This window comes from Bartonella pachyuromydis (assembly GCF_039543065.1).
GTDB lineage: Bacteria > Pseudomonadota > Alphaproteobacteria > Rhizobiales > Rhizobiaceae > Bartonella > Bartonella pachyuromydis.
The window spans coordinates 90,348-113,284 of the sequence record NZ_BAABJA010000003.1; the positions used below are offsets into that span (position 1 = coordinate 90,348).

At 35.3% G+C, this 22,937-nt stretch carries 20 protein-coding genes and 4 tRNA genes; 14 read left to right on the forward strand and 10 right to left on the reverse strand.

What is annotated here, in order from left to right; translation table 11 throughout:
* From ABD917_RS03420 to mazG, 6 genes are all read left to right on the forward strand, one after another.
* A complete protein-coding gene (locus tag ABD917_RS03420) occupies positions 1-285 on the forward strand; it encodes an acyl carrier protein (RefSeq protein ID WP_345118702.1) in 285 nt (94 codons plus the stop codon).
* 10 nt (positions 286-295) lie between these two features.
* Positions 296-1,471, forward strand: a complete 1,176-nt coding sequence (locus ABD917_RS03425; RefSeq protein WP_345118703.1) for a beta-ketoacyl-ACP synthase — start codon at positions 296-298, stop codon at positions 1,469-1,471.
* 14 nt (positions 1,472-1,485) lie between these two features.
* Positions 1,486-2,760 carry a beta-ketoacyl-ACP synthase gene (locus tag ABD917_RS03430; protein ID WP_345118704.1) on the forward strand — a complete coding sequence of 425 codons (1,275 nt, stop codon included), beginning with the start codon at positions 1,486-1,488 and terminating at the stop codon, positions 2,758-2,760.
* 70 nt (positions 2,761-2,830) lie between these two features.
* The gene (locus ABD917_RS03435) at positions 2,831-3,859 is read left to right on the forward strand and encodes a zinc-binding dehydrogenase (RefSeq protein ID WP_345118705.1); all 1,029 of its coding nucleotides are present in this window, start codon (positions 2,831-2,833) and stop codon (positions 3,857-3,859) included.
* 3 nt (positions 3,860-3,862) lie between these two features.
* Positions 3,863-4,795 (forward strand): lipid A biosynthesis lauroyl acyltransferase, encoded by a 933-nt coding sequence (locus ABD917_RS03440; RefSeq protein ID WP_345118706.1) that lies wholly within the window; start codon positions 3,863-3,865, stop codon positions 4,793-4,795.
* Positions 4,796-4,827: 32 nt separating this feature from the next.
* Entirely contained in the window at positions 4,828-5,649 is an 822-nt protein-coding gene (gene mazG, locus ABD917_RS03445) for a nucleoside triphosphate pyrophosphohydrolase (RefSeq protein ID WP_345118707.1), read from the forward strand.
* 66 nt (positions 5,650-5,715) lie between these two features.
* Here mazG and ABD917_RS03450 read toward each other — a convergent pair whose 3' ends face one another.
* Positions 5,716-6,093, reverse strand: a complete 378-nt coding sequence (locus ABD917_RS03450) for an iron-sulfur cluster assembly accessory protein (RefSeq protein ID WP_345118797.1) — start codon at positions 6,091-6,093, stop codon at positions 5,716-5,718.
* A gap of 635 nt (positions 6,094-6,728) precedes the next feature.
* Between ABD917_RS03450 and ABD917_RS03455 the strand changes: the two genes are divergently transcribed.
* Positions 6,729-6,805 (forward strand) — tRNA-Pro (locus ABD917_RS03455).
* 521 nt (positions 6,806-7,326) lie between these two features.
* Here ABD917_RS03455 and ABD917_RS03460 read toward each other — a convergent pair.
* Complete coding sequence (locus tag ABD917_RS03460) at positions 7,327-7,782, reverse strand: Hsp20 family protein (RefSeq protein ID WP_345118798.1); 456 nt, start codon at positions 7,780-7,782, stop codon at positions 7,327-7,329.
* Positions 7,783-8,066: 284 nt separating this feature from the next.
* On the opposite strand from ABD917_RS03460, the gene ABD917_RS03465 reads away from it, so the two are divergent.
* From ABD917_RS03465 to ABD917_RS03475, 3 genes are all read left to right on the forward strand, one after another.
* Positions 8,067-8,984: a serine aminopeptidase domain-containing protein gene (locus ABD917_RS03465; RefSeq protein ID WP_345118708.1), complete on the forward strand. Its 918-nt coding sequence runs from the start codon at positions 8,067-8,069 to the stop codon at positions 8,982-8,984.
* 741 nt (positions 8,985-9,725) lie between these two features.
* Complete coding sequence (gene cpdR / locus ABD917_RS03470; RefSeq protein WP_004858948.1) at positions 9,726-10,088, forward strand: cell cycle two-component system response regulator CpdR; 363 nt, start codon at positions 9,726-9,728, stop codon at positions 10,086-10,088.
* 98 nt (positions 10,089-10,186) lie between these two features.
* Positions 10,187-10,261, forward strand: a tRNA-Val gene (locus ABD917_RS03475).
* A gap of 1,212 nt (positions 10,262-11,473) precedes the next feature.
* On the opposite strand, the gene ABD917_RS03480 is transcribed toward ABD917_RS03475, so the two are convergent.
* The 5 genes from ABD917_RS03480 to ABD917_RS03500 all read right to left on the reverse strand — a co-directional run bounded on the left by ABD917_RS03480 (position 11,474) and on the right by ABD917_RS03500 (position 14,739).
* Positions 11,474-11,550 (reverse strand) — tRNA-Arg (locus tag ABD917_RS03480).
* A gap of 38 nt (positions 11,551-11,588) precedes the next feature.
* Positions 11,589-11,894, reverse strand: coding sequence for an ETC complex I subunit (locus tag ABD917_RS03485; RefSeq protein ID WP_345118709.1), 306 nt, complete (start codon positions 11,892-11,894; stop codon positions 11,589-11,591).
* A gap of 87 nt (positions 11,895-11,981) precedes the next feature.
* Positions 11,982-12,058, reverse strand: a tRNA-Pro gene (locus ABD917_RS03490).
* A gap of 783 nt (positions 12,059-12,841) precedes the next feature.
* Complete coding sequence (hdaA, locus tag ABD917_RS03495) at positions 12,842-13,531, reverse strand: DnaA regulatory inactivator HdaA (RefSeq protein WP_345118710.1); 690 nt, start codon at positions 13,529-13,531, stop codon at positions 12,842-12,844.
* Positions 13,528-14,739, reverse strand: coding sequence for an AI-2E family transporter (locus ABD917_RS03500; protein WP_345118711.1), 1,212 nt, complete (start codon positions 14,737-14,739; stop codon positions 13,528-13,530). Before ABD917_RS03500 ends, hdaA begins: the two co-directional genes overlap by 4 nt.
* Before the next feature lie 169 nt (positions 14,740-14,908).
* Between ABD917_RS03500 and purM the strand changes: the two genes are divergently transcribed.
* Both purM and purN read left to right on the forward strand, forming a co-directional pair.
* Positions 14,909-15,994 (forward strand): phosphoribosylformylglycinamidine cyclo-ligase, encoded by a 1,086-nt coding sequence (purM, locus tag ABD917_RS03505; protein ID WP_345118712.1) that lies wholly within the window; start codon positions 14,909-14,911, stop codon positions 15,992-15,994.
* The gene (gene purN, locus ABD917_RS03510) at positions 15,991-16,602 is read left to right on the forward strand and encodes a phosphoribosylglycinamide formyltransferase (RefSeq protein ID WP_345118713.1); all 612 of its coding nucleotides are present in this window, start codon (positions 15,991-15,993) and stop codon (positions 16,600-16,602) included. The genes purM and purN overlap by 4 nt, the downstream gene beginning before the upstream one ends.
* Positions 16,603-17,518: 916 nt before the next feature.
* Here the strand turns inward: purN and ABD917_RS03515 are convergent.
* On the reverse strand, positions 17,519-20,059 hold the full coding sequence (locus ABD917_RS03515; protein ID WP_345118714.1) for a response regulator: 2,541 nt from the start codon (positions 20,057-20,059) through the stop codon (positions 17,519-17,521).
* Positions 20,060-20,268: 209 nt separating this feature from the next.
* Here ABD917_RS03515 and ABD917_RS03520 point away from each other — a divergent pair, with 209 nt between their 5' ends.
* Positions 20,269-20,787, forward strand: a complete 519-nt coding sequence (locus ABD917_RS03520; RefSeq protein WP_345118715.1) for a hypothetical protein — start codon at positions 20,269-20,271, stop codon at positions 20,785-20,787.
* Positions 20,788-20,841: 54 nt separating this feature from the next.
* Here the strand turns inward: ABD917_RS03520 and dksA are convergent, their stop codons facing one another.
* Positions 20,842-21,258, reverse strand: a complete 417-nt coding sequence (gene dksA / locus ABD917_RS03525; RefSeq protein WP_345118717.1) for an RNA polymerase-binding protein DksA — start codon at positions 21,256-21,258, stop codon at positions 20,842-20,844.
* A 327-nt stretch (positions 21,259-21,585) separates the two neighbouring features.
* Positions 21,586-22,119, reverse strand: a complete 534-nt coding sequence (locus ABD917_RS03530; RefSeq protein WP_345118718.1) for a flavin reductase — start codon at positions 22,117-22,119, stop codon at positions 21,586-21,588.
* Between the two features lie 143 nt (positions 22,120-22,262).
* On the opposite strand from ABD917_RS03530, the gene rpe reads away from it, so the two are divergent.
* Positions 22,263-22,937, forward strand: coding sequence for a ribulose-phosphate 3-epimerase (gene rpe, locus ABD917_RS03535; protein ID WP_345118719.1), 675 nt, complete (start codon positions 22,263-22,265; stop codon positions 22,935-22,937).

Consider the following 22,937-nt stretch of genomic DNA (forward strand, 5'->3'; position numbering starts at 1 on the left):
TTGTCCTCTACGTTTGACAAAGTTGCTGATATTATTGCAGAAATCAGTGAAATTGATCGCAGTATAATTACACCTGAAAGCCATACGATTGATGATTTAGGAATCGACAGTCTTGATTTTCTGGATATTGTTTTTGCTATTGATAAAGCTTTTGGAATTAAAGTTCCTTTAGAGCAATGGACACAGGAAGTCAACGAAGGTTCTGTAGCAACAGAAGAATATTTTGTTCTTAAAAACCTTTGTACAAAAATTGATGAACTCGTTGCCTCAAAACAGGCGGAATAATTCTTTTATTATGCATAACCAAACTGTATTTATCACTGGTATAGGACTTATAAGCTCTTTGGGTGAAGGGGTTGATCAACATTGGAATCTCTTGAATGATTCAACATGCACACCAAATCTTGATTGTAAAACTTTTCCACCCTACCCTGTCCATATATTACCTGAAATTGATTGGAATTTACAAATTCCCAAAAAAAGTGATCAACGGCAAATGGGCACGTGGCAACGTCTTGGTACCTATGCGGCAGGCCTTGCTCTTGATGATGCAGGTATGAAAAATGATAAGCAGTTAACATCGACAATGGATATGATTGTTGCAGCAAGTGGAGGAGAGCGTGATATTATCGTTGATACACAAATTCTCTCACAAGCGCGTACAACATCTGATCATGCTTCCATGTTAAATTCGGTTCTTTCGACTGAGCTTCGTCCAACTTTGTTTTTGGCACAACTCTCAAATCTTTTAGCTGGAAATATTTCGATTGTGCATAAAGTAACAGGTTCTTCTCGTACTTTTATGGGGGAAGAAGGCAGTGGGTTGTCTGCACTTCAAATTGCCGCTGCTCGTATTCGATCAGGACAAAGCACCCATGCGCTGGTAGGAAGTTCTTATAACGCACAAAGTTATGATATGTTACTGGCCCATGAACTTGGAGGTCTCTTAACACGAAATGGCTGGACACCAGTATGGGACCGTAGCAATTATCCTGGTGGTGGAATTATAACAGGTTCTGGCGGCATCTTTCTAGTCCTTGAAAGTGGAAAACAAGCAAGAAAACGTAATGCACATGCTTATGCTGAAATTAGCCAAATCATCACGGATCAAATAGATAGAACAAAAGTGTCACTTGAAGAATCGATTATATCAATGTTGAAAATGGTAGAAGCGAATTCTGCTTTAGCTATTTCCGCTGCCTCAGGCTCTCATAAAGTAACCAAAGCGGAACAAAACGCTCTTGATTCTACTGATATGTTTTACCGTGGTATTACAACATTATTTGGTTATATGCGAGAAGCACAATTTCTTTTAGCACTTGCACTTGCTGCACTTGTTGTTGACAAAAAACGTAGTTTCCCAGCATTAAGTGCACATGAAAAACCTTTTTCTAAAGAAGTACGTGAAGCGTTTGTTACAACCATTGGCATTAGAAGAGCTGAAGGTATAGTTCGCTTAACTACTGCTTGAGGAGAATTTCTATAGTGAAATATAATGATTATTTTGGACGTCCACTTGTAGCAATAACTGGAGCAGGAGTTGTAACATCACTGGGACAAGGCAAGCAGGAAAATTGGCAAAAATTAACAAGTGGTGTTAGTGGTATCCATAAAATAACACGTTTTTCCATTAAAGGGTTAAATACCCATATTGCTGGAACAGTTGATTTTCTTAGAGAAAGTATGCTTGGTGCTTCAGCTCTCTCTGAAAAACTCGCTGATCTTGCTGCAGAAGAAGCTTTAGAGCAAGCTGCTCTTGATAAAACAAATTTTAATGGACCTTTATTTTTAGCTGCTCCCCCTGTTGAGCTTGACTGGACAGCGCGTTTTGCCCTTGATCAAAAGAAAACCTCTATTGAGGAACCTTCTTATGCACACCTTTTAGAAATCTGCCGCTATGACCTCTATGAAACACTTTTTGAAACAACACAATTTGGGGCAATTGCAGAAAAGCTGCAAAAAAAATTTGGTACAAAAGGACTCCCTGTCACACTTTCCACTGCTTGCGCATCTGGTGCAACAGCAATCCAATTAGGTGTTGAAACTATTCGACGAGGAGAAACGAATCGGGCACTCACAATTGCTACAGATGGTTCAGTTTCTGTTGAATCTCTTATTCGTTTTTCATTATTATCTGCTCTTTCGACACATAATGATCCTGCAGAAAAAGCAGCAAAACCCTTCAGTCGTGACCGCGATGGTTTTGTTATGGCAGAAGGATCAGGCGCTCTCGTTCTTGAATCTCTCGAAAGTGCCCTAAATCGCAATGCGACAATTTTAGGAATTCTAGCTGGCTGTGGAGAAACAGCCGATGATTTTCATCGTACACGTTCAAAACCCGATGCATCTCCAGCAATTGAAGCCGTTCGCAAAGCCTTAGATGATGCGAAAATAACCATCAATGAAATTGATTATATTAATGCACATGGAACCTCGACACCTGAAAATGAAAAGATGGAATATCTCGCATTATCAACAGTCTTTGGCGATATTTTAAAGCATATTCCAGTTTCTTCTAATAAATCAATGATTGGCCACACATTAACTGCTGCTGGCGCCATAGAGGCTATTTTTTCGCTTTTAACAATTCAATCAGGGATCCTTCCCCCTACAATCAATTATGATGATCCTGATCCTGCTATCCCTTTAGATGTTGTTCCAAATCATAGCCGTAAAGCTTGTATTAATGCTGTTTTGTCAAACTCATTTGGATTTGGTGGTCAAAATACTAGTCTTGTTATCACAGCCTATAAAGGATAATCTTTTCAATATTGATCTAATTTTTTCATACGTAATCTGATCACCTAGATACATTAACATGGGGATAATAATGCGTGCACTGCAACTCTTAAATGAGCGCCAGCTTGAACTCACCAATATTGCTTCACCACCACCACCTCCTCCCGACGAAGTAACAGTCCGTATAAAAGCCGTTGCTCTTAATCATATTGATGTATGGGGTTGGCGTGGTATGGCTTTTGCTAAAAGAAAAATGCCACTCATAATTGGTGCAGAAGCTTCTGGTGAAGTGCTTCAACTGGGAAGTGATGTTGAAAATTTGCAAATTGGACAGATCGTCTCAATTTATGGTGCACAAACCTGCGGAATATGCCAAGCCTGTTGTGAGGGACGTGATAATCTTTGCAGCCATGTAAAAGGCGTTTACGGTTTTCATCTTGATGGATTTGCCTGTGAACTTGTTAATTTGCCAGCACGTCTATTGGTCCCTGCCCCTTTAGAATGTGATGAATTACAAGCAGCTGTTGCTCCAATTACTTTTGGCACTGTAGAACATATGCTTTTTGATAACGCAAAACTACAAGAAGGAGAAACAATCCTGATACAGGCTGGTGGTTCTGGTATTGGCTCAGCAGCCATTCAACTCGCCAAACAGAAAAGATGTACAATTATCACAACTGTAGGTTCTGATGAAAAAATTGCAAAAGCACAATCGCTTGGCGCTGATCACGTGATTAATTACCGTAAAGATCGTTTTGAAGGTATTGTGCGTAAATTAACCAAAAAGCAAGGCGTTGATGTTGTTTTTGAACATGTGGGAGCCGACACATGGAGCGGTTCTCTGTTATGTATGAAGCGAGGAGCACGTTTGGTAACTTGTGGTTCTACTTCTGGAGTCACAGCTCCACTCAATCTTATGCATCTATTCCAACAACAATTAAAAATATTCGGTTCATTTGGCTGTCGTATAGAAAATATGCAAAATGCCATGCAAAAAATGGCACAAGGCATTGTACACCCTGTCATTGATACAATTGTTGGATTTGATGAAATTGATACAGCTTTAAAACGAATGGAAAGCCGTAATGTTTTTGGTAAAATTATTCTTAAAATCGATTAAGTTATGACGAAATTTTATATTAAAAATTTTATTTATCCTATTAAAATTATAGCAAAAAAATCATTTTATCTTTTGTGGGGATATTTACTCATTGGTTCTCTAAATATTTTAAAATATTTCCCGCCTAACATAGGATTTTCTTGCTTTTCTTGGTTAGCAAGAACATGTGGTCCCCTTCTACACCGCCATCAAATTGCTCTGGCAAATCTTAGAGCTGCTTATCCAGAAAAAACTGAAGCAGAGCTCCAAGCAATTGCAATAGAAATGTGGGAGAATATAGGATTATTTTTAGCTGAATATATTTTTCTTGATAAAATTTTTGATTTTGATCCTCATGCAGAGCAGCCAGGTTTTATTGAAGTTAAGGGTATTGAAATATTTCAGCGATTAAAAAATGAAAAAAAACCGCATCTTTTTTTTACAGCGCATACTGGAAATTTCGAACTTCTCCCTATTTGTGCCCAAAGTTTCGATCTTGACGTTACAGTGTTATTTAGACCACCCAACAATCCCTATATTGCCAAACGCGTCCTTAAAGCTCGAAAAACTTCCATGGGGCATCTTGTTCCATCCAAAGCTGGTGCAGCTTGGGCATTAGCAGCTAAGTTGGCAGAGGGTAAAAACGTTGGTATGCTTGTTGATCAAAAATTTCGCCGTGGTGTTTTAGGAACATTTTTTAATAGGCCACTTAAAACGAATCCTTTAATTGTAAAACTTGCACGACAATATAATTGTGATATTTACCCTGTACGTTGTATTCGTCTTTCTGGAAGACGGCATCGTTTAGAATTATACGAACGTGTGAAACTTCCACTTGATGAAAAAAACGAAATTGATGTAGCAGCTTCCATACAAAAATTAAATGATATTGTTGAAAGTTGGGTACGTGAATATCCAGGGCAATGGACATGGTTACACAGACGTTGGGATAATTGATATATCCATAAACCTTTATAGGAGAGGCATAAATGATCGCCTCAAAAGATGTTAATGATCTTATTGCAATTGTTACAGCATTACGAAATCGTGAGAGCGGATGTGTCTGGAATATAAAACAAACATTTGAATCCCTCATCCCCTATATGCATGAAGAAGTTCATGAAGTTATCGATGCAATTGAACGAAAAAACCGAACAGATCTTTGCGATGAGCTTGGTGATCTCCTTTTACAGGTCGTCTATCATGCTACAATCGCTCAAGAAGAAGCGAGCTTCACTTTTGGAGATGTTGTTTACGCAATCACCACAAAAATGATTCGTCGTCATCCTCATGTTTTTGGGAATGAGGAACAAAGAAAACGTGGTTTTATAGCAGAAGAATGGGAACATATTAAAAAAAGAGAACGGGTTGAGCAGAAAGAAAGAAACAAAGAATCAAACATATCAGACGATTTTACAACAAGCATTCTTACCAAAGTAAAAAAGGTTCAGCCCGCAGACCAAGAAGCACTTGCTTTACAAAAAGAAGCTGCGAAAGTGGGATTTGATTGGCATGAAAGTCATAAAATTTTTGCAAAAATCGAAGAAGAACTCAATGAACTCAAAAAAGCAATCAAAGATGATAAAATATCAGATATAGAAGCAGAATTCGGTGATCTTTATTTTGTTCTGCTCGATCTTGCACGCCACTTAAATATTGACTCACAAAAAGCATTAAAAAAAACAAATACAAAATTTCGCAATCGTTTTGCCTATATCGAAGAAAGCCTATCCACACAATCTAAGACATTAGCCGAAGCATCGTTGAATGAAATGGAAGATCTTTGGAATAAAGCTAAAATTGCGAAATAAAAAAATATCAAATTTTACAAATCTGAAAAATGATTGCCTGAATCACTTAATAAAATCTTACAGCACTCAACTGGCTTTATATGTTTCATTTAACTGATTTTGCAAAGCAGGACGAAGCTCTACTGATTCACCACACCCACATGCTGAAACTTGATTAGGATTTTTAAAAACAAACCCAGAACGAAGTGTCGTCACTTCATAATCGACCTGTGTTCCTAATAAGAATAATACGGCATCATGTGCTATAAAAACACGAGCACCATTTACTTCGACAACATCTGCCTCTAATTTCTCTCCCCTTACAAGGGTAATGGTATATTCCATCCCCGCACAACCGCCTTTCTTGATGCCAATAAGAATACCCCGTGCATCTTTTACATCCATAATCGCTTTAACACGATCTATCGCTGCTTGCGTTAAAGTTATTATCGAAAAACGACTCATCATTAACTCTTTTTTTGCTCAACAAACATATTTGAAATATGTTTTATCTCCAATATATGATTTATTTTGTATATTAGAAATAAAACAACAAGATATAAATTGAATGTTTTGATCTTTTCTTATCGGAATAAAAGACTCATATTCAATAATTTGCATTTATAGTTATACGACCTGAGATTTCTACTTTATAACCATTTTATCTCATAAAAAATAAAGAAAAAACTCTTCAATGTCACGTATTTACCATTACATTAATAGAAATAGTTATCTTTTTTAGAATCTCTGATGAACAAACAAAAGCCTTAAAAAGCTACCACTTTTACTCTTGTATCTACTAAGTCCTATTAAATATCAGAAAAAATGAATATACTTAATATGCACAGAAAATTTATCCTATGTTTTCATAAACCGCGTACAATAATCCAATGAGTCTGTATAAATAATAACTACCAAATCAATGAAACTGAGGACTACACGACTTAATTAGCTAGCTTAATAAACAAGAAAACATTGAAATACAAAGTTTCGTTTTACGAATATAAGCTTTTTAAAAAGAGCAAGAGCATTTTAGATTTTGTTCTGTTTATTTTTTTCTTGCCTTTAGATGGGCCGTCGTTTAGTCGTTTTACACTGTTCGGAGCGTAGCGCAGCCTGGTAGCGCACTTGACTGGGGGTCAAGGGGTCGTGGGTTCGAATCCCGCCGCTCCGACCATTTTTATTAGAAAACCCTCAAAGCAATACAAAATGCACCTATTGTAGCTTATCATTGGATTTTGCATATAAAAGCCTTTTAAAGATATTTTTTTTGAGATTTCATAGACTCTTCAAAAATCTTTTAAAATTTTCCCTTACTTTTGCTACCAGATTTTGGTTTTATCATTTCCCCCCCCTTTAATGAAAAAAAATAGCTATAAAAACAATGAATTCTTACCTTTTTCTAATTAATCTTACTCCCCCATTATTACCAAACACAGTACCACACTCCACAAATACAGTATATGCCCCTTTTTGTGAATGAAATCACTATTTCATGATGCAGAAGATAAAGTTTTTACAAAATGCTCTATTTTATCAATTTATATTAGATGGTTATCATGAGAGTTTAGAATAAAGAGTAAAAGTCTTTCTTTTAATAAAAAACTTAAAAACGCGAGACTTTTGTCTCGCGTCACTTTGTTATCTTTTAAAATTTATAAGCATTCAGCTTTCTTAGCTAAAAGTACTTTACATCTACTATGTGTTATCATTTTGCATGACAGATGATGATGTCTGCACTGCTATTTTTTTAGGTTTTAGCTCAGCAGGCATTTCTCTTTTAAGCTGAATATGAAGAAGACCATCGCCAAGTTCTGCTCCGATAACCTTAACATGATCAGCCAAATGAAAACGCCGCTCAAAAGCACGCGAAGCAATACCTCGATAAAGGAACTCTCGTTCTTCATCATCTTTTTCAGTTTTTCTCGCACCCTTAATAATGAGCTGATTACAATGCATTTCAATATCAATTTCATCTTGAGAAAAGCCAGCAACAGCCATAGAAATTCTATAAGAATCTTCGGTTAAACGCTCAATATTATAAGGTGGATAGGAAGAGACATCATCGAGTTGTGTCCTAGAATCAAACCAGTTTAAAAGATGATCAAAACCTACTGTGGAACGATAAAATGGTGAAAAATCTACTTGACGCATAAACATTGCCCTCCTTTAGAGCGACTATAATTTATAAATTGACTCACACAAAGTTTCCAAATAGCCAACTTTCCCGTGAACCCACAGTCCCATTATGGCAACCGCACTATTTATCTGGTAATCGTTCTATGATATTTCAACTCTTTCGTAGTTTAAGTTTATAAAAATACATAAAAAGCAATATAAATACTGTTGTCTAACTCTTCATCATCATTACATAAATAGCAATTTTCTCGTTATTTCATTTTGTACTAAACTGCAAAATGCATTGCAAAGGATGTCAATTGGAAACACCTCTTTATCCTACAAACCGGAATTCTACTCCTGCCAATATCCTTCATGGTTACCTTAAAATAGCCACGGATCGCAAAATTCGTTTTGCTTTAACATATCCTGAAAGAAAAAAAACTAAGGGAACAGTCGTCATTCTCGAAAGCTATAGAAATACTTTAGAAGAATATTTTTTATTAATGAATGAACTTTCTATACGCGGTTTTCATACGGCGATATTTGACTGGTTTAAACAAGAAAAATTACCATTCAATCTCAAAAGACAAAATAAACAGTATTATTTTGATATTAACAATGATATTAATGACTTAGATAAATTTCTTAAAAAAATTCTATACCCTGATTTTCCACCACCTTACTATATGCTAACCTATGGTATAGGCGGTTTGATAGCACTGAGTGGATTAGATCTTCTTAACCATCAGTTTAATAAAATGCTGTGTGTTTCTCCTCTTTTTGCTCCTTTGGGCAACAAAACAAATGGCTTCCAACATAAATTAACACAATTTCTTTCTGATGTAGGTCTTGGCTTTTTACCAGCTAAAGGTGGAAAAAAATTCACACAAACAAAACAAAAAAACAAACGATTAGGACAGGCACATAAAGCAACTTTTTTCCCTATTAAGCCTCCAACATCCCAATGGATATCCTCAGTGCTTAATGCAATTGATTCTATGAAAAAAAATATCCTTCATGGGCATTTAAAAATTCCAACATTGTTTATCCTCGCCAATCAAAACAATATTGCTAATAACATTGAGGTCCGACAATTATGTCAACAGGTACGTTTAACAGAAAGTATCACCATTACAGGTGCTGAACTTGATACAATTATGTATGAAGAAAGTTATAAACAACAATTTTGGGCTGCATTTGATGCATTTATTTCCACGAATCTATCTATGAAATAACAATTCCTAATAAAATGCTTTCACTTTCAAATTGAAAATACGAAAAGCTCGTATAGTTTATAAAAATCCATTTATACAATCAAAAAATAAAAATTTCAAAGCTTATAAATAAATGGTCATTTGAGATATGAATGTAACAATTATATAAAATTAATACGAATTGCAACTTAAATAATAAATAAATTTTAATATACTATCACACAGTAATCATTAATAATATATAAAGTATATTATTGTTATTTTTTATATTAATTAGAGATAATATAAGTTTTATCAATTTTAAAAATATTCATAATACTCACACGTTTTACAGTAGATTCATGGAATAATTTTGCAAAGAAAAAACAACCATAAAGTTTTGTTCTATCATATAACTTATCAAAATTAAAAACAGAAAATCAACATAACTCCTCTTTTGCTTTCCCAATACATTTATAAAGCGAATACTCACATAAATCCCTAAAAGAAGTGATAATCAGCATAAAAAATGAAAAAGATGAACAAATGACAATTAATTGCGTTTAAGATATTCAGACACAGCTTTTCTCTTTCAATGCTACATACATTTTGAATTTAACTAACTTACAACAAATATATTGTATTCTTGACAAGAATGTAAGAATTAACCATTTTGCCATTCATTCCAATTATGAGAGTTTTATCATCTTTTTTATAAATATTCTCTATTATATAATTGGTGTGGCAAGAAACTCTGACGAATGGAGCCATTGGAACATAATCATGAAACGAATCCTGCTTGCAGAAGATGATAACGATATGCGCCGCTTCCTAGCTAAAGCCTTAGAGCGTGCAGGCTACGAAGTCGCTGATTTCGATAATGGTGCTAGCGCATATGAACGTTTACAAGAAGAACCCTTTTCTCTTCTCCTTACTGATATTGTAATGCCAGAAATGGATGGAATTGAACTTGCACGACGTGCTACTGAAATCGATCCTGATTTACGCGTAATGTTTATTACAGGATTCGCAGCAGTTGCGCTCAATTCAAATAGCGATGCTCCTCCTGATGCAAAAGTACTTTCTAAACCATTTCATCTGCGCGAACTCGTGAATGAAGTTGAAAAAATACTGATCGCGGCTTAAAAAGGTGTTTTTTCAAATTATTCGTGTCTGATTAAATAGAAAATTAAATTAGGCATTGACGTTTGTAATTCTATGTGGTGTATGCAACGTCATTGAATGGGCGTGTAGCTCAGCGGGAGAGCACTACGTTGACATCGTAGGGGTCACAGGTTCAATCCCTGTCACGCCCACCATCTAGTTTTATGATACAAAAAGTTGTTGATCTCTCATATCTTTTTTAAAGGTTAGGGGTGCTAGAATAAAGGTACGGAAATAGGATTTTTTATATTTCTCTACAAAGCATGTTCTTTGTGATAACTTTTCCTAGTAACTCTTTGCATTATGCTAAATTCTATTGTGAAATATTGTGCAATATTACAGACATACGAATAATTTTATCGACAATGAATTAGAAGATTTATTGTAATCCTTATTACAACAAACATCTTCCTCTGTTCCAAAAATATTGTTGTTCTCTATTTTAGCCTATGGGGCTGAATCTAATAACCAGAGGATCTTTCAAAAAAGATATCGTTTATTATCGGAAGAACTATAACGAATCAAAATTTCTTTCTATTTTGATAATAATAAAAGCTCTCAGGTAAGAATAGCTTTTTGCTCTCATTGAATCGGGCAATAATGATCGCAAGAAATAAAAATATTTTTAATCTGTTCCAATATGGAAATATGACAACATTATCTTACCCTTTTCTCTACTTTAAAGGTATCTTGTAACAACTTAAAAAAACTTTTCAATTAAGTGATCTATAAGACTCTTTTAAACAGATATTTTTCTTTGAATGCAAACTCACTCCTTCTTAAGACAGAAGGATTTTATGTTATGGTCAGAAAAAGATGTCAACCAATACTGCCCTGTTATGGAATAGCTAGACACACATGAATATATCTAAATTGATGTCCTTTAATAGGTTCATGCTAAGATAGTGCAGTTATAATAAACTAATAAGCTGTCAAAGATTATATCATTCATCTCAAAATAGGAAAAGCCAATTTAGAATAAATATTTTTTTCTATTTTAGCACAATAAGCAGAAAATCGTTAATTTGATTCCTTCAGTGATGAAACATCCATTTGTAGAAAAGGCAAAATAGACACATTCTGGAAATATCTTAGGATCATCTGTTTCACGAAACATGTATACACATGTGCGCAAATAACAAAATCTGTACACCATTCGAGAAAATAAACAGCAACATGCGCAGACAATACGGGCGTCGCCCTATCACAACTTGAAGTACTTTTGGCTGAACAAAAACAACCTCACGTCACTTTATACTAAAAGTTCCAATAAAAACTTTTAAAAGGTTTTGAGCGCAAAAAAACAAGTTAATAGAATAAAAAGAATATAAATTCCTAAACTTTCGTATAACCCATTTGTCTAAACATGGTGATCCCGACAGGATTCGAACCTGTGACCCACGGCTTAGAAGGCCGTTGCTCTATCCAGCTGAGCTACGGGACCAATTGATCATTCTCCTACTCAAAACAACACCTTTAAACTCAATGTGTCCAAGGTTGCTGCCTATCACTACGAAAATTATCAGAATATGAAACAGCACGCCGAATCGACCTATGCGTTTTCTCTACACGGTAAGAAATAGCATTTCTGCGTGCAAAAGCAATTGCTTCTTCCTTGCTATTAAAATGGATTTTTACTTGATTACTTATATCAGCGGTTGCCGTATATCCCATAAGAGGCTCAAGCATTTTTGCCTGTAATGGCTCATATTGCAAAATCCAAAAACCAGTATTTCTTCTACCTGACTGCATAGCCGTCTTCGCAGGACTATAAATACGTGCAATCATAGCTACTTTCCTTCAGACCATACAACACTTGAATGATAATCTCTCACCACAAACCGATTGTAGCATTCCCCCACATAAAATCAAATATGGTCGGAGCGATAGGATTCGAACCTACGACCCCCTGATCCCAAATCAGGTGCGCTACCAAGCTGCGCTACGCTCCGCCATTTACATTTACTTGATGCACATTTCCTAAAATTTTCACAACAGAAGTGCAAGAGAAAAACACGTTTTTTTTTAAATTTTATTGTATTTCTTTACAAGAAAGAATTTTAAAATTTTTTATTATATATTCATTGACAGAAATAAAAAATGCTTTCTATAAAAAAGGAATCCAACTGAGGATAACAAACAACTCACTTTTCTATGAAAATTTTATATTCTTACATTGCTTTAAGCAACGATTTCACGACATCAGGAATATCCAATAAATATAACCTTAACATATTAGCTCAGCATCACAAAAAAATTCCTAAATACACAAAATTACACAATCCCAGTTTTATTTATTAAAGTGTTAAAAGGAATCAAAAGAATTGAGAATTTCTTATTATCATTCTCTTTAACTCATTATTTTTGTTTTTTTAGTTCTATACTTTTTTAATAAAAACAATACGTAAACTAGAAAATAAACATCTTTCTTAAATTACAAAAATTTTGTTATCGAAAATAATGAGAGCACGTCTAAATGCACTTTCAAATGTTTGATATATTTGTAAACACTATAAAAAAATCATAAAAAAAATTTAAAGCCATTTAAAAAATATAGAAGACATATATCATTTTAAAAATATTGTTATACGAAAAACAGACAAATGAAAGCCCCCTGCTTTATTCACTTTGAGACAGATGTCAAAAAGTAAAAACTTAAACCACTACATTTCTAACTTCACACTATAATGATAATAGAACAAAAGCAGTTTTATTAAACAGTTTGTAAAAAACATTTATAGAATTTTCATATTAAGGACTTCACTAATGATAGCACGCGTTACTTTGCGTTTTCGTTGTAACGTTAAGTGATCAACAGAATCAATAACACGGCGCAGTGCGAATAAAGAACGTTCACAACGGCTTACAAGATAGTGAACAGCATCCGGATGAACAATAATCTGCTTATCAGAAAAAAGTTTGAAAGCAACAGCTGTTAACAATGCGTCATCAGGCTGATTAATCGCAACTAACATAACCGAATTAAGGCGACTTTTTAAATCATTTAGTTTTAAATTCCATGCTGATGGTACTGTACGAGCAGTTATCAACAAAGTAGCTTGACGTTCATCTAAATTTGCTTGCTTAATACTGTTCATTAAATGAAAAAGCCCTGTCTCACTAATTTCTCCCGCATCAATATCTTCAATTAAAAATGCTCGCCCTAGAGAAGCCATTGCAATAGCTTGATCAATTTCATTGCGACGAATACTTAAAGCATTTGTTTTTTGCATCCACACGCTAGAAAAGTGTGTTTTTCCAGATCCTTCTTTTCCAACTAAAACTGCAATAGGGAAGGCCCAATCTGGCCAATGATCAATGAGCTGAAAAGCCATACGATTACTTTCCGTCACCACTAAATCATCAAATTGGAAAATCGGATTATGAGGAAAGTTTAAAGGTAATTGTATTTCACGCCCATTCATTCTAGAGGCTCCGAATTTCCACTTCGTGAATACATCTGAGAATTAAGATAAGTATGAAGAGCAAAACGAACCAAAACAGCAACAGCTGCTGCCGCAGGAACAGCAACAAGCATACCAGTGAAACCAAAGAGTGAAGAAAAAGCAAAAAGTGCAAACATCAACCACACAGGATGTAATCCCACGGATGACCCCACAAGTTTTGGTTGGAGAATGTAGCCTTCAACAAACTGACCAATTAGAAAAAGAACCATAACAACAATGATCCATCCCCAATGACTTGGGTAGAATTGCACCCACGCAACACCAACAGAAAGAACAAAACCGCTCATCGTACCAATATAAGGAACAAAGCTGATAAGGCCAATAAACATACCAATCAAAAGACCAAAATTAAGTCCTGTGACAGTCAAACCAATAGCATAATATCCCCCCAAAATAAGACAAACAGTTCCTTGCCCACGAACAAAACCGGCGATAGCTCTATCCATTTCATGAAAAATACTGCGCACGGTTTCAAGATGATCACGCGGTATCAACGAATCAATTGTTGCAACCATACGGGGCCAATCTAATAACATGTAAAACGTCACGACAGGAGCCACAACAAACAAGCTAACAAGATTAACGATAGATTTTCCTGACTTTAAAAGTGAATTCAAGAGAGAAGCAATAAAGTCAGAACTTTTTCCTAAAAGTCCTTTAACATTACTCTGTAACTCATTTGGATCACTTCCAAAATAGCGCCTTACCCAATCAAAATCATGCTCAACGAAAAAAGTTTGAATACGATTAACATAAACGGGTAAACCATTACTCACAAATTGTTGTATTTGCCAGCTGATAATAGGAATCAAAATAATTAAAGCCGCAACAAAAACAACAACAATAAACAAAGTAATGAGGATAGTGCCAAAAACACGACGAATACCAAATTTTTCAAGCAATTGAACAATAGGATTAAGAAAATAAGCCAACACAATTCCTGCTACAAAAGGAAGCAAAATGGAACCAAAAACAAACATAAAAAGAACGAAAAAAAACAGTGTACCAAGCCAGAAAAAAATTTGTTTTTTCATATTATTTGATAACGGCAATTGAGTATAAGCTGGCACATAAGTCTTATAACGATCACGAGAATTGTTCTCACTCACTTTTTTTTTCATAAGCTGCCAAGAAGATTGTCCCTGATTATCTGATATCTCGCTCATAAAATATCCTAAAAAAAACTCTCCACAAAGATTATAAACTTCTTCAACATGCGCTACAAGTGAAGTTGCTTATTTTCTTAAAATGGTAAATATCAATATCTCTTGCAGAGATAACTCTATCATGGCATTGCATAACATCAAAAGCTGATTTTTCACAAGGAAGGCTCCAATGAGCAATCAAGATATCATAAATGATAAATCCAAATCTGGTCTTACCTACGCAAAAGCCGGTGTAAACATTGATGCGGGTAATGCTATGGTAGAAAAAATTAAACCCTTCATACGCGCTACAAAACGAGCAGGAGCAGATGGAGAAATCGGTGGCTTTGGTGGCCTCTTTGATTTAAAAGCGGCAGGTTTTACAGATCCTATTCTTGTAGCTGCTAATGATGGTGTAGGAACAAAGTTAAAAATTGCCATCGAAAGTGGTATTCATGACACAGTGGGAATTGATCTTGTAGCTATGTGTGTAAATGATTTACTCGTACAAGGTGCTGAACCTCTCTTTTTTCTAGATTATTTCGCAACGGGTAAGCTTGATCCTGAACAAGGTGCTGCAATCATTTCTGGTATTGCAAAGGGATGTAAACAAGCAGGAACAGCCCTTATTGGAGGAGAGACTGCAGAAATGCCGGGTATGTATGCACAAGGAGATTATGATTTAGCTGGTTTTGCTGTAGGAGCATGCGAACGTAGTGCATTACTCCCTTCAAAAGATCTTACAGAAGGTGATATCATTTTAGGTCTTAATGCTTCTGGAGTTCATTCTAATGGCTTCTCTCTTATAAGGCGAATCGTTCAACAGAATCATCTAAAATGGGAAGATCCAGCCCCTTTTAATTCTCAAATGAGTCTTGGTAGAGAATTGCTCACACCAACACGTATTTATGTAAAATTGCTTCTCCCTATCATGCAAAATTACAAGGGGATCAAAGCCCTTGCTCATATCACCGGTGGAGGTTTTCCTGAAAATATTCCACGAGTACTCCCACCTTCTCTCTGCGCTGAAATCAATCTTTCTAACATGCATGTTCCAACTGTCTTTTCATGGATTGCCAAACAGGGTAAAATAGAAAAAACAGAGATGCTACGAACATTTAATTGCGGCATTGGCATGATTATTATTGTAGCGCAACAAGCAGCTGAAAAAATTACGCAAGCGCTTGAAATACAAGGAGAAACAGTTACAAATCTTGGTGTTTTAACAAAACGCCAAGATAAAAGAATATGTTATAAAGGTGCGCTTTACTTATGAAAAAACGAATTATTGTTTTTATTTCTGGCAACGGATCCAATATGGTTTCCCTTGCTAAAGCTTGTGAGCAAAAGGAATATCCTGCAGAAATCGCCGCAGTTATTTGTGATAATCCTCGTGCTGCTGGTATTGAAAAAGCTCGTCACAATAACTTATCCGTTCATATTGTTGATCGCAAAAGCTATCCAACAAAAGAAGCCCATGAAGAAGGTATTTTTACAGTTTTAACCCAATATCAACCGGATCTTCTCTGCTTTGCAGGCTATATGCGCCTCATCTCATCACGTTTCGTAAAACTTTATGAAGGGCGAATTTTAAATATTCATCCTTCTCTTTTACCTTCATTTAAAGGTTTAAATACCCATGAAAGAGTCTTACAAGCAGGTGTTAAAATCACTGGTTGTACTGTTCATCTTGTTACAGAAGACATGGATGCAGGAAAGATTCTTGCTCAAGCGGCTGTTCCAGTCTGCCTAAATGATACTCCTGAAAGTTTAGCACAAAGAGTTCTTAAAGCAGAACATACCCTTTATCCGCAAGCTTTAAAAACCTTCATTGAAGGGGAAAATAAAACTGTAGATACTCGACAACAACTTTTATCCCTTTAAAATATGTTATTGAGTATTTTCCTATATCACACTTAAAATATGCCTTCAATTCCGCCATTTGGGATGTACAATAGCAAATTCATTATCTCTGCGAATAATTTTTGTGCGAAACGTGTGAGCTTTTTAAAATTATTAACAGCCCTCAAATTACTTTTATTTACTTAATTCACTATTTTACGTACTATGTTTATCTCTTCAAAATACTCTCAATTTTTATCTAAAAAATCTTTATATAATATCCCCTTCCCTACTCTAAAGAACACTGATTCTAAACCATAACAATCTATAAATAGTTGAGATTCTTTTTGTGGATTTTAACTATGATAACGGATTGATATCATAATGATAATATGTCTTCATTGATATTGAATGAAAACCTCGAGCCCCCTAACATTATTTCATTATAAATCTCTCTCATGCTAAAATCAATCAAATCATTCGCTTGAACATCACAAACGGTAAAAGCGTGTAGATAAAACCGTACAAAAAAGAAATAAAAATGTCTCTTATGAAGCCATCTCAAGAACAAAGAGAGGTCGCAACATTAAAAGCTAGCAAATAATATAATGGGAACAGTTTACTACTTCACAAGCGTGAAGGTGGTAATAGTCAATGGACTTTACAATATAGTATTTATATCGGTAACATCATGAAATGAACTTGAATGAATTAAGAAATGTCTCTTTAAAAAATCGTATGAATATGTAACAATAATGACGTTCTGTTTTATTAACCACTTCATGTGCTTTACTATCGGTGTTACGGACACACTATACCCTATAAACAGTTATCTCTATATCTCACAAAAAAACACCTAATATATAAACTTTTACATATTTCATCCTATTACATTCTCCCTAAACAACAATGTTTTATCGCAGAATAAGATAATTTCTCTATCACGTAATTTTGCATTTTATTGCGCAAGTGTTTCTTTAACTGTTAAAGCTAATTGCTTGAGTGTAAATGGTTTAGATAGAAAACCAAAAATAGCGTCTTGAGGAAGATTTTTAGCAAATGCATCTTTTGCATATCCAGAAACAAAGAGAAATTTAATATCAGGATAATTTCTACGTACTTCTTTGAGCAACGTTGGACCATCCATTTCTGGCATCACCACATCAGAAACAATAATATCAATTTTCCCTTTATTTTCTTCAAGAACTGTGAGTGCTTCCACTCCACTTGCTGCTTCTAAAACAGTATAGCCTCTCATTTGCAGTGCTCTTATTCCACCCATTCTGACAGCATCTTCATCTTCAACTAACAAAACAGTTGCCGATCCTGTTAAGTCTGTATTTTTTTCTTGCTCTTCAGCTTTTTCAATTTGTGGCGAAATCTTTCCACTCTTATAAGGAATGTAACGAGGAAGAAAAATATGAAATGTTGCTCCTTCACCTTCTCTACTCTCACAATAAATATAGCCACCTGTTTGCTTAATAATTCCATAAACCATGGATAAACCAAGCCCTGTTCCTTTTCCCACTTCTTTTGTTGTAAAAAATGGTTCAAACATTTTTTCTTGTATCGCAGATGATATACCAGTTCCTGTATCTGAAAGAGACAATTGCACATATTCACCAATTCCAAAACCAACATGATCAAATTCAGCACTCTGTTGTTTTGTAATATTGTTTGTTGCAATGGTGACAACCCCTCCATTAGGCATGGCGTCACGCGCATTAATAACCAAATTCATAATCACACGCTGAAAAGATGCTTGATCAACTTCAACACTCCATAAATCTCTTCCATGAATAATTTTTAATTGAATGTTATTACCTAAAAGAGGTAAAATAAGATTGCGAATATCTGATAAAAAGTCTGTAAAATCAACTTCTTCAGGTCGAAGTGTTTGCTTTCTAGAAAAAGCGAGAAGTTGCTGCACAAGTGCTGCTGCACGGTTAGCATTATTTTTAATATTGATAAGATCAGCATGTGCAGGATCAGAACTGCGATGTGTATTCAAAAGAAGATCACACGACATTAAAATTGCTGTTAAAACGTTATTAAAGTCATGTGCAATACCACCAGCCAATTGCCCCACAGCCTGCATTTTCTGACTTTGCATCATTTTATCTTCAAGTGTTTTTTGTTCCGTTGTTTCTATAACAGAGACAATGATAAAATCCTGTAAAAGATCATCGTAATACGACCTTATAGGCATAACATGAAGGCGCAAATAGCGTTCTTCATTATTTTCTAAAACGGTTTCTATGGAAACTTTATAATTTTTATTTGTAGTAATTTTCTGAAATGCGCGTTCTAGCTGTGCATGATCGCGATACGATATAACATTGTAAAGATTGAGAGTTTTATCTGTACATCCCATAAGTGATGAAAAAGAATTATTCATGTGAACCCATTGTCCTTTTTGATTCACCACCGCTATTGCAAAGGGACTTACATCAAAATACTCCACTAAGGCACTGGGTAATCTTAATTGATCATCATTCTCTCGCTTTTGTATTTGCTGTGGAATTATTACAATACGATAAATAACTTCATCCTCTGAAAGAGAAGAAACACACATAAAACAATTCAATATTTTTTTTATGCCGGTCTCTGTATTTAAACATAATGAAAACCTATAGGGCAAAGAGTAACCTGAGCTTTGATATTTATTATTTTGCAAACAAATGTCACTCCAAGGACTATTTTCTCCAACACTTTTAAATAACTGATCAAAACTATATTGACCAACACAAAAATTTGCCAAATCAATTGAAAACCATTCAGCAAAAATCGCATTTACATAAAGAACTATTCCTTGTGCGTTAACAGATAAAAAACCAACGGGTGCTTGATCTAAGTGATTGATAGCTTCTTGAAGATTAGAGAAAAAAACTTCACGACATTCCTGCAAGTGAGAAATATCGGCAATACGCCAAAATAAAAACTTTTTTCCCTCCTTTGTGATCGGTTGAACAGAGATATTATACCAAGTAGCCTTTTTTTGTGTAGAATGAGCAAAAATTGATTGTTCAACTCTTAACTCTTCCTGCGCAGCAAGATGATTGCAAGCTGCAACCTTTAAGCGATACGCCAATGCACCAGCTCCTGGAAGATCAGCAATAACCACATAACAAGAAGACTGAGGATTATAGGTAAAAATTTTTCGATAATTTTGATTAGAATAATAAACAAAACCAGATAAATCAGAGACTATAATTGCCTCATCACTGCTATTAAAAATGCTAAGATCAAACATATCGTGCGGCAGCATGGCATTATACCTTAAAAACCCTATTCCACCTAAAACAAGTGCAACAACACCTATAACCGCCAAAGCTAAAAAAAACACCACTCCAGCCTTTTGCAAAAAGCTCTGTGGATAAAAAAAACCTACCCCCAAAAAAATGAAGAGAACAACTATAATAAAGACAATGCTAAGAGTCACACCTCCTTGGTATCTAGAAGATGATGATCTTTCACTATTTTCAAAACCTTTATTCATCTCATTTTGCCCTGATTATAGTTATTACTTAGCGACAAATTACTTTTATAATCATTGTTATAAAATATACACTATGATAATATCGTCCCAAAACAAATCACTCAATTTAAAAAGATCTTTTTTATATTATTCAGAGAACCTTTTAAGGGTGTGTTTACAAAGTTATCTCAGTAAAAGTAATATTTCCATTCCAAAATGGGAGAAATTTTATGGTTATCTGGTTATCAAACCAAATAGGTACAACCGCCGCTAACATAATCATAAGCTTTGTGTTTTGTGTAATAATATGCACAGCTGTTGCTATGATTATCCTTTTTGTAAGTCGTTTAAATAGAAAGAAACTCCGTATCAATGGAAACAAGCATCCACCGCGATTAACTCTCTGTGAAACAATTGCTATCGATCGTACACGTCATCTTGTTTTGGTAAGGTGTGATAATAAAGAGCATTTGCTTCTTGTTGGCGGGCCCACAGATATTGTTGTCGAAGCCAACATAAATAATACATCACTCATAAAAAAGATAGACGTACAGCCAATATTAACAACAACAGAAACCAACCGAAACAACAGCCCCACAGAAGAAGAAAGATTTTTAGATAAAAGAGAACATACGCAGAGCAACACCACTGGCCCTTTTATGAAACAACATGTAGAAGATTCAGCAATTACCGCCGAAATCGAAGGACGGCAAGAACCATCTTTATTTATCCCTTCTCAAAACAAATGAAACGCTCAATTTTAGCATTGAACGTTTCATGTGTTGGGGCCATTGCATTCGATTTTAATCGTCTCGATAAACTCTTTCTCGTCGTTCATGACGTTCTTGTGCTTCCAACGATAAAACTGCAATTGGCCGAGCTTCAAGACGCTTTATACTAATAGGTTCACCAGTTTCCTCACAAAAACCGTAAGTTCCATTATCAATGCGCTCCAAAGCAGCATCTATTTTTGAAATGAGTTTCCTTTGACGATCACGAGCACGTAATTCAATTGTACGATCAGTTTCGCAAGAGGCTCTATCCGTCAAATCGGGTTGACCAACATTCTCTTCTTGCAAATTTTCCAAAGTCTCACGAGCTTCTTGTAATATGTCATTCTTCCAAGAAACTAATTTAGCACGAAAATACGCCTTTTGCCGTTCATTCATAAAAGGCTCATCTTCACTAGGGCGATATTGATCATCAATCTCTTCGCTCATGCCATAAAAACCTCCATATATGGTATGTGCGGACTATATATTGTGCAACACCACTCAACACAAGTGTAAAATGCTTTTTCTATCTATTTTAAAATGTGTTTAAAGCCACGGGGGTATGTCTCCACGACTTTTTTTGCACAACATATACTCTCTTCGACATAACCAGTTGGTCAGGGCTCTTCTTCCCCCTTTTTAGTCATGCCTATAAACCATAAATACAGGAAATGTAGATATTCAGTATCATATAAAATAATATCTACCCAATAATTGGACTAAATCTTACTGTATTAACAATAAATTGTCTCACTATGTAAAAAACAAAACCGTTCATAAAGATAGAGTGTGATATTCACGATTCAAATACATCAAAGCATCTTTTTCTTGATTACGGCTGATAGCAACAACTTCACCAATCAAAACACAATGCGTTGCATGTTCATGCCAACAAATTAAACGACAGTCAAAAGACGCTAAAGCATCTGAAAGACTAGGAGCACCAGTCAATAAAGTCTTCCATTGTGCTATATTAAAACGTTCATTTTGTGTAATATTGGAACGCCTAGAAAAAATGTCCGCTAGTGGACGATGTTTGCCCGCTAAACTATTCACACAAAAGTTCCCATTCTCCATAAACAAACGATTTTTGAGATTATGCCGCATAAGGCAAACAAGAATAGTTGGGGGATCATCAGATAAAGAGCAACACGCTGAAACCGTCACCCCGCGTCTTCCTCTCATACCATTTGTGGTCACAATATGCACAGCCCCTGCAAAATGACTCATAGCATCGCGATATTCTTGCGAAGAAACAGTAATATTATGTTGAAGTTTAGGCATTAAATGTGTTGTATGATTTGACATATCCTTCACTTATACAGCTTTTAAATTCCCAATAATCTTTCCACAAAAAGATTTACACCATGTATTTTCTTTTTCGTCATAACACAAAAAATATTTTAGTATACACAATGACATGATAACAATAGCCAATCAAGGAGATCTTCATGCCCCATTCTCACCTCATTTCACCTTCGCTCTTGGCTTGTGATTTCTCCAAACTTGGTCAAGAAGTATTAGATGTCATTGATGCTGGTGCTGATTGGCTCCATCTTGATATCATGGATGGCCACTTCGTTCCCAATATCACTTTTGGTCCAGAAGTCGTCAAGGCTCTCCGCCCATTAACCAAAGCAATATTTGACGTTCACTTAATGATCACACCTGTAGACCCTTATTTGGAAGCTTTTGCAAAGGCTGGTTCAGATATTATAACCATTCACGCCGAAGCAACTCCCCATCTTCATCGTTCACTCCAAACAATTAAAGCAATGGGGAAAAAAGCAGGAATTGCCCTTAATCCAAGTACACCAGAACATATAATTGAGTATTTGCTTAATCAATTAGATCTTATTCTCATCATGACGGTCAATCCTGGTTTTGGAGGACAGAACTTCATTCCAGAAATGGAAGATAAAATCAAACGTATAAAAAGCATGATTTCCAAAAGACCTATTGATCTTGAAGTTGATGGTGGTATCACAGTTGATACAATCGGGATAACGGCAAAAGCTGGCGCAAATGTCTTTGTCGCAGGCTCTGCAATTTATAAAGATGGTAACAAAGAGCTCTACAGAACACGCATTCATGCATTGCGCCAAGCCGCAACTCTCTCACAATAA

Excerpts from the sequence above, each read along its gene's own strand:
- ABD917_RS03425 (WP_345118703.1), top strand. The coding sequence starts at position 296 with ATGCATAACCAAACTGTATTTATCACTGGTATAGGACTTATAAGCTCT.
- ABD917_RS03435 (WP_345118705.1), top strand. The coding sequence starts at position 2,831 with ATGCGTGCACTGCAACTCTTAAATGAGCGCCAGCTTGAACTCACCAAT.
- ABD917_RS03440 (WP_345118706.1), top strand. The coding sequence starts at position 3,863 with ATGACGAAATTTTATATTAAAAATTTTATTTATCCTATTAAAATTATA.
- mazG (WP_345118707.1), top strand. The coding sequence starts at position 4,828 with ATGATCGCCTCAAAAGATGTTAATGATCTTATTGCAATTGTTACAGCA.
- ABD917_RS03450 (WP_345118797.1), bottom strand. The coding sequence starts at position 6,093 with ATGAGTCGTTTTTCGATAATAACTTTAACGCAAGCAGCGATAGATCGT.
- ABD917_RS03460 (WP_345118798.1), bottom strand. The coding sequence starts at position 7,782 with ATGCGTCAAGTAGATTTTTCACCATTTTATCGTTCCACAGTAGGTTTT.
- cpdR (WP_004858948.1), top strand. The coding sequence starts at position 9,726 with ATGAAACGAATCCTGCTTGCAGAAGATGATAACGATATGCGCCGCTTC.
- ABD917_RS03485 (WP_345118709.1), bottom strand. The coding sequence starts at position 11,894 with ATGATTGCACGTATTTATAGTCCTGCGAAGACGGCTATGCAGTCAGGT.
- hdaA (WP_345118710.1), bottom strand. The coding sequence starts at position 13,531 with ATGAATGGGCGTGAAATACAATTACCTTTAAACTTTCCTCATAATCCG.
- ABD917_RS03500 (WP_345118711.1), bottom strand. The coding sequence starts at position 14,739 with ATGAGCGAGATATCAGATAATCAGGGACAATCTTCTTGGCAGCTTATG.
- purM (WP_345118712.1), top strand. The coding sequence starts at position 14,909 with ATGAGCAATCAAGATATCATAAATGATAAATCCAAATCTGGTCTTACC.
- purN (WP_345118713.1), top strand. The coding sequence starts at position 15,991 with ATGAAAAAACGAATTATTGTTTTTATTTCTGGCAACGGATCCAATATG.
- ABD917_RS03515 (WP_345118714.1), bottom strand. The coding sequence starts at position 20,059 with ATGAATAAAGGTTTTGAAAATAGTGAAAGATCATCATCTTCTAGATAC.
- ABD917_RS03520 (WP_345118715.1), top strand. The coding sequence starts at position 20,269 with ATGGTTATCTGGTTATCAAACCAAATAGGTACAACCGCCGCTAACATA.
- dksA (WP_345118717.1), bottom strand. The coding sequence starts at position 21,258 with ATGAGCGAAGAGATTGATGATCAATATCGCCCTAGTGAAGATGAGCCT.
- ABD917_RS03530 (WP_345118718.1), bottom strand. The coding sequence starts at position 22,119 with ATGTCAAATCATACAACACATTTAATGCCTAAACTTCAACATAATATT.
- rpe (WP_345118719.1), top strand. The coding sequence starts at position 22,263 with ATGCCCCATTCTCACCTCATTTCACCTTCGCTCTTGGCTTGTGATTTC.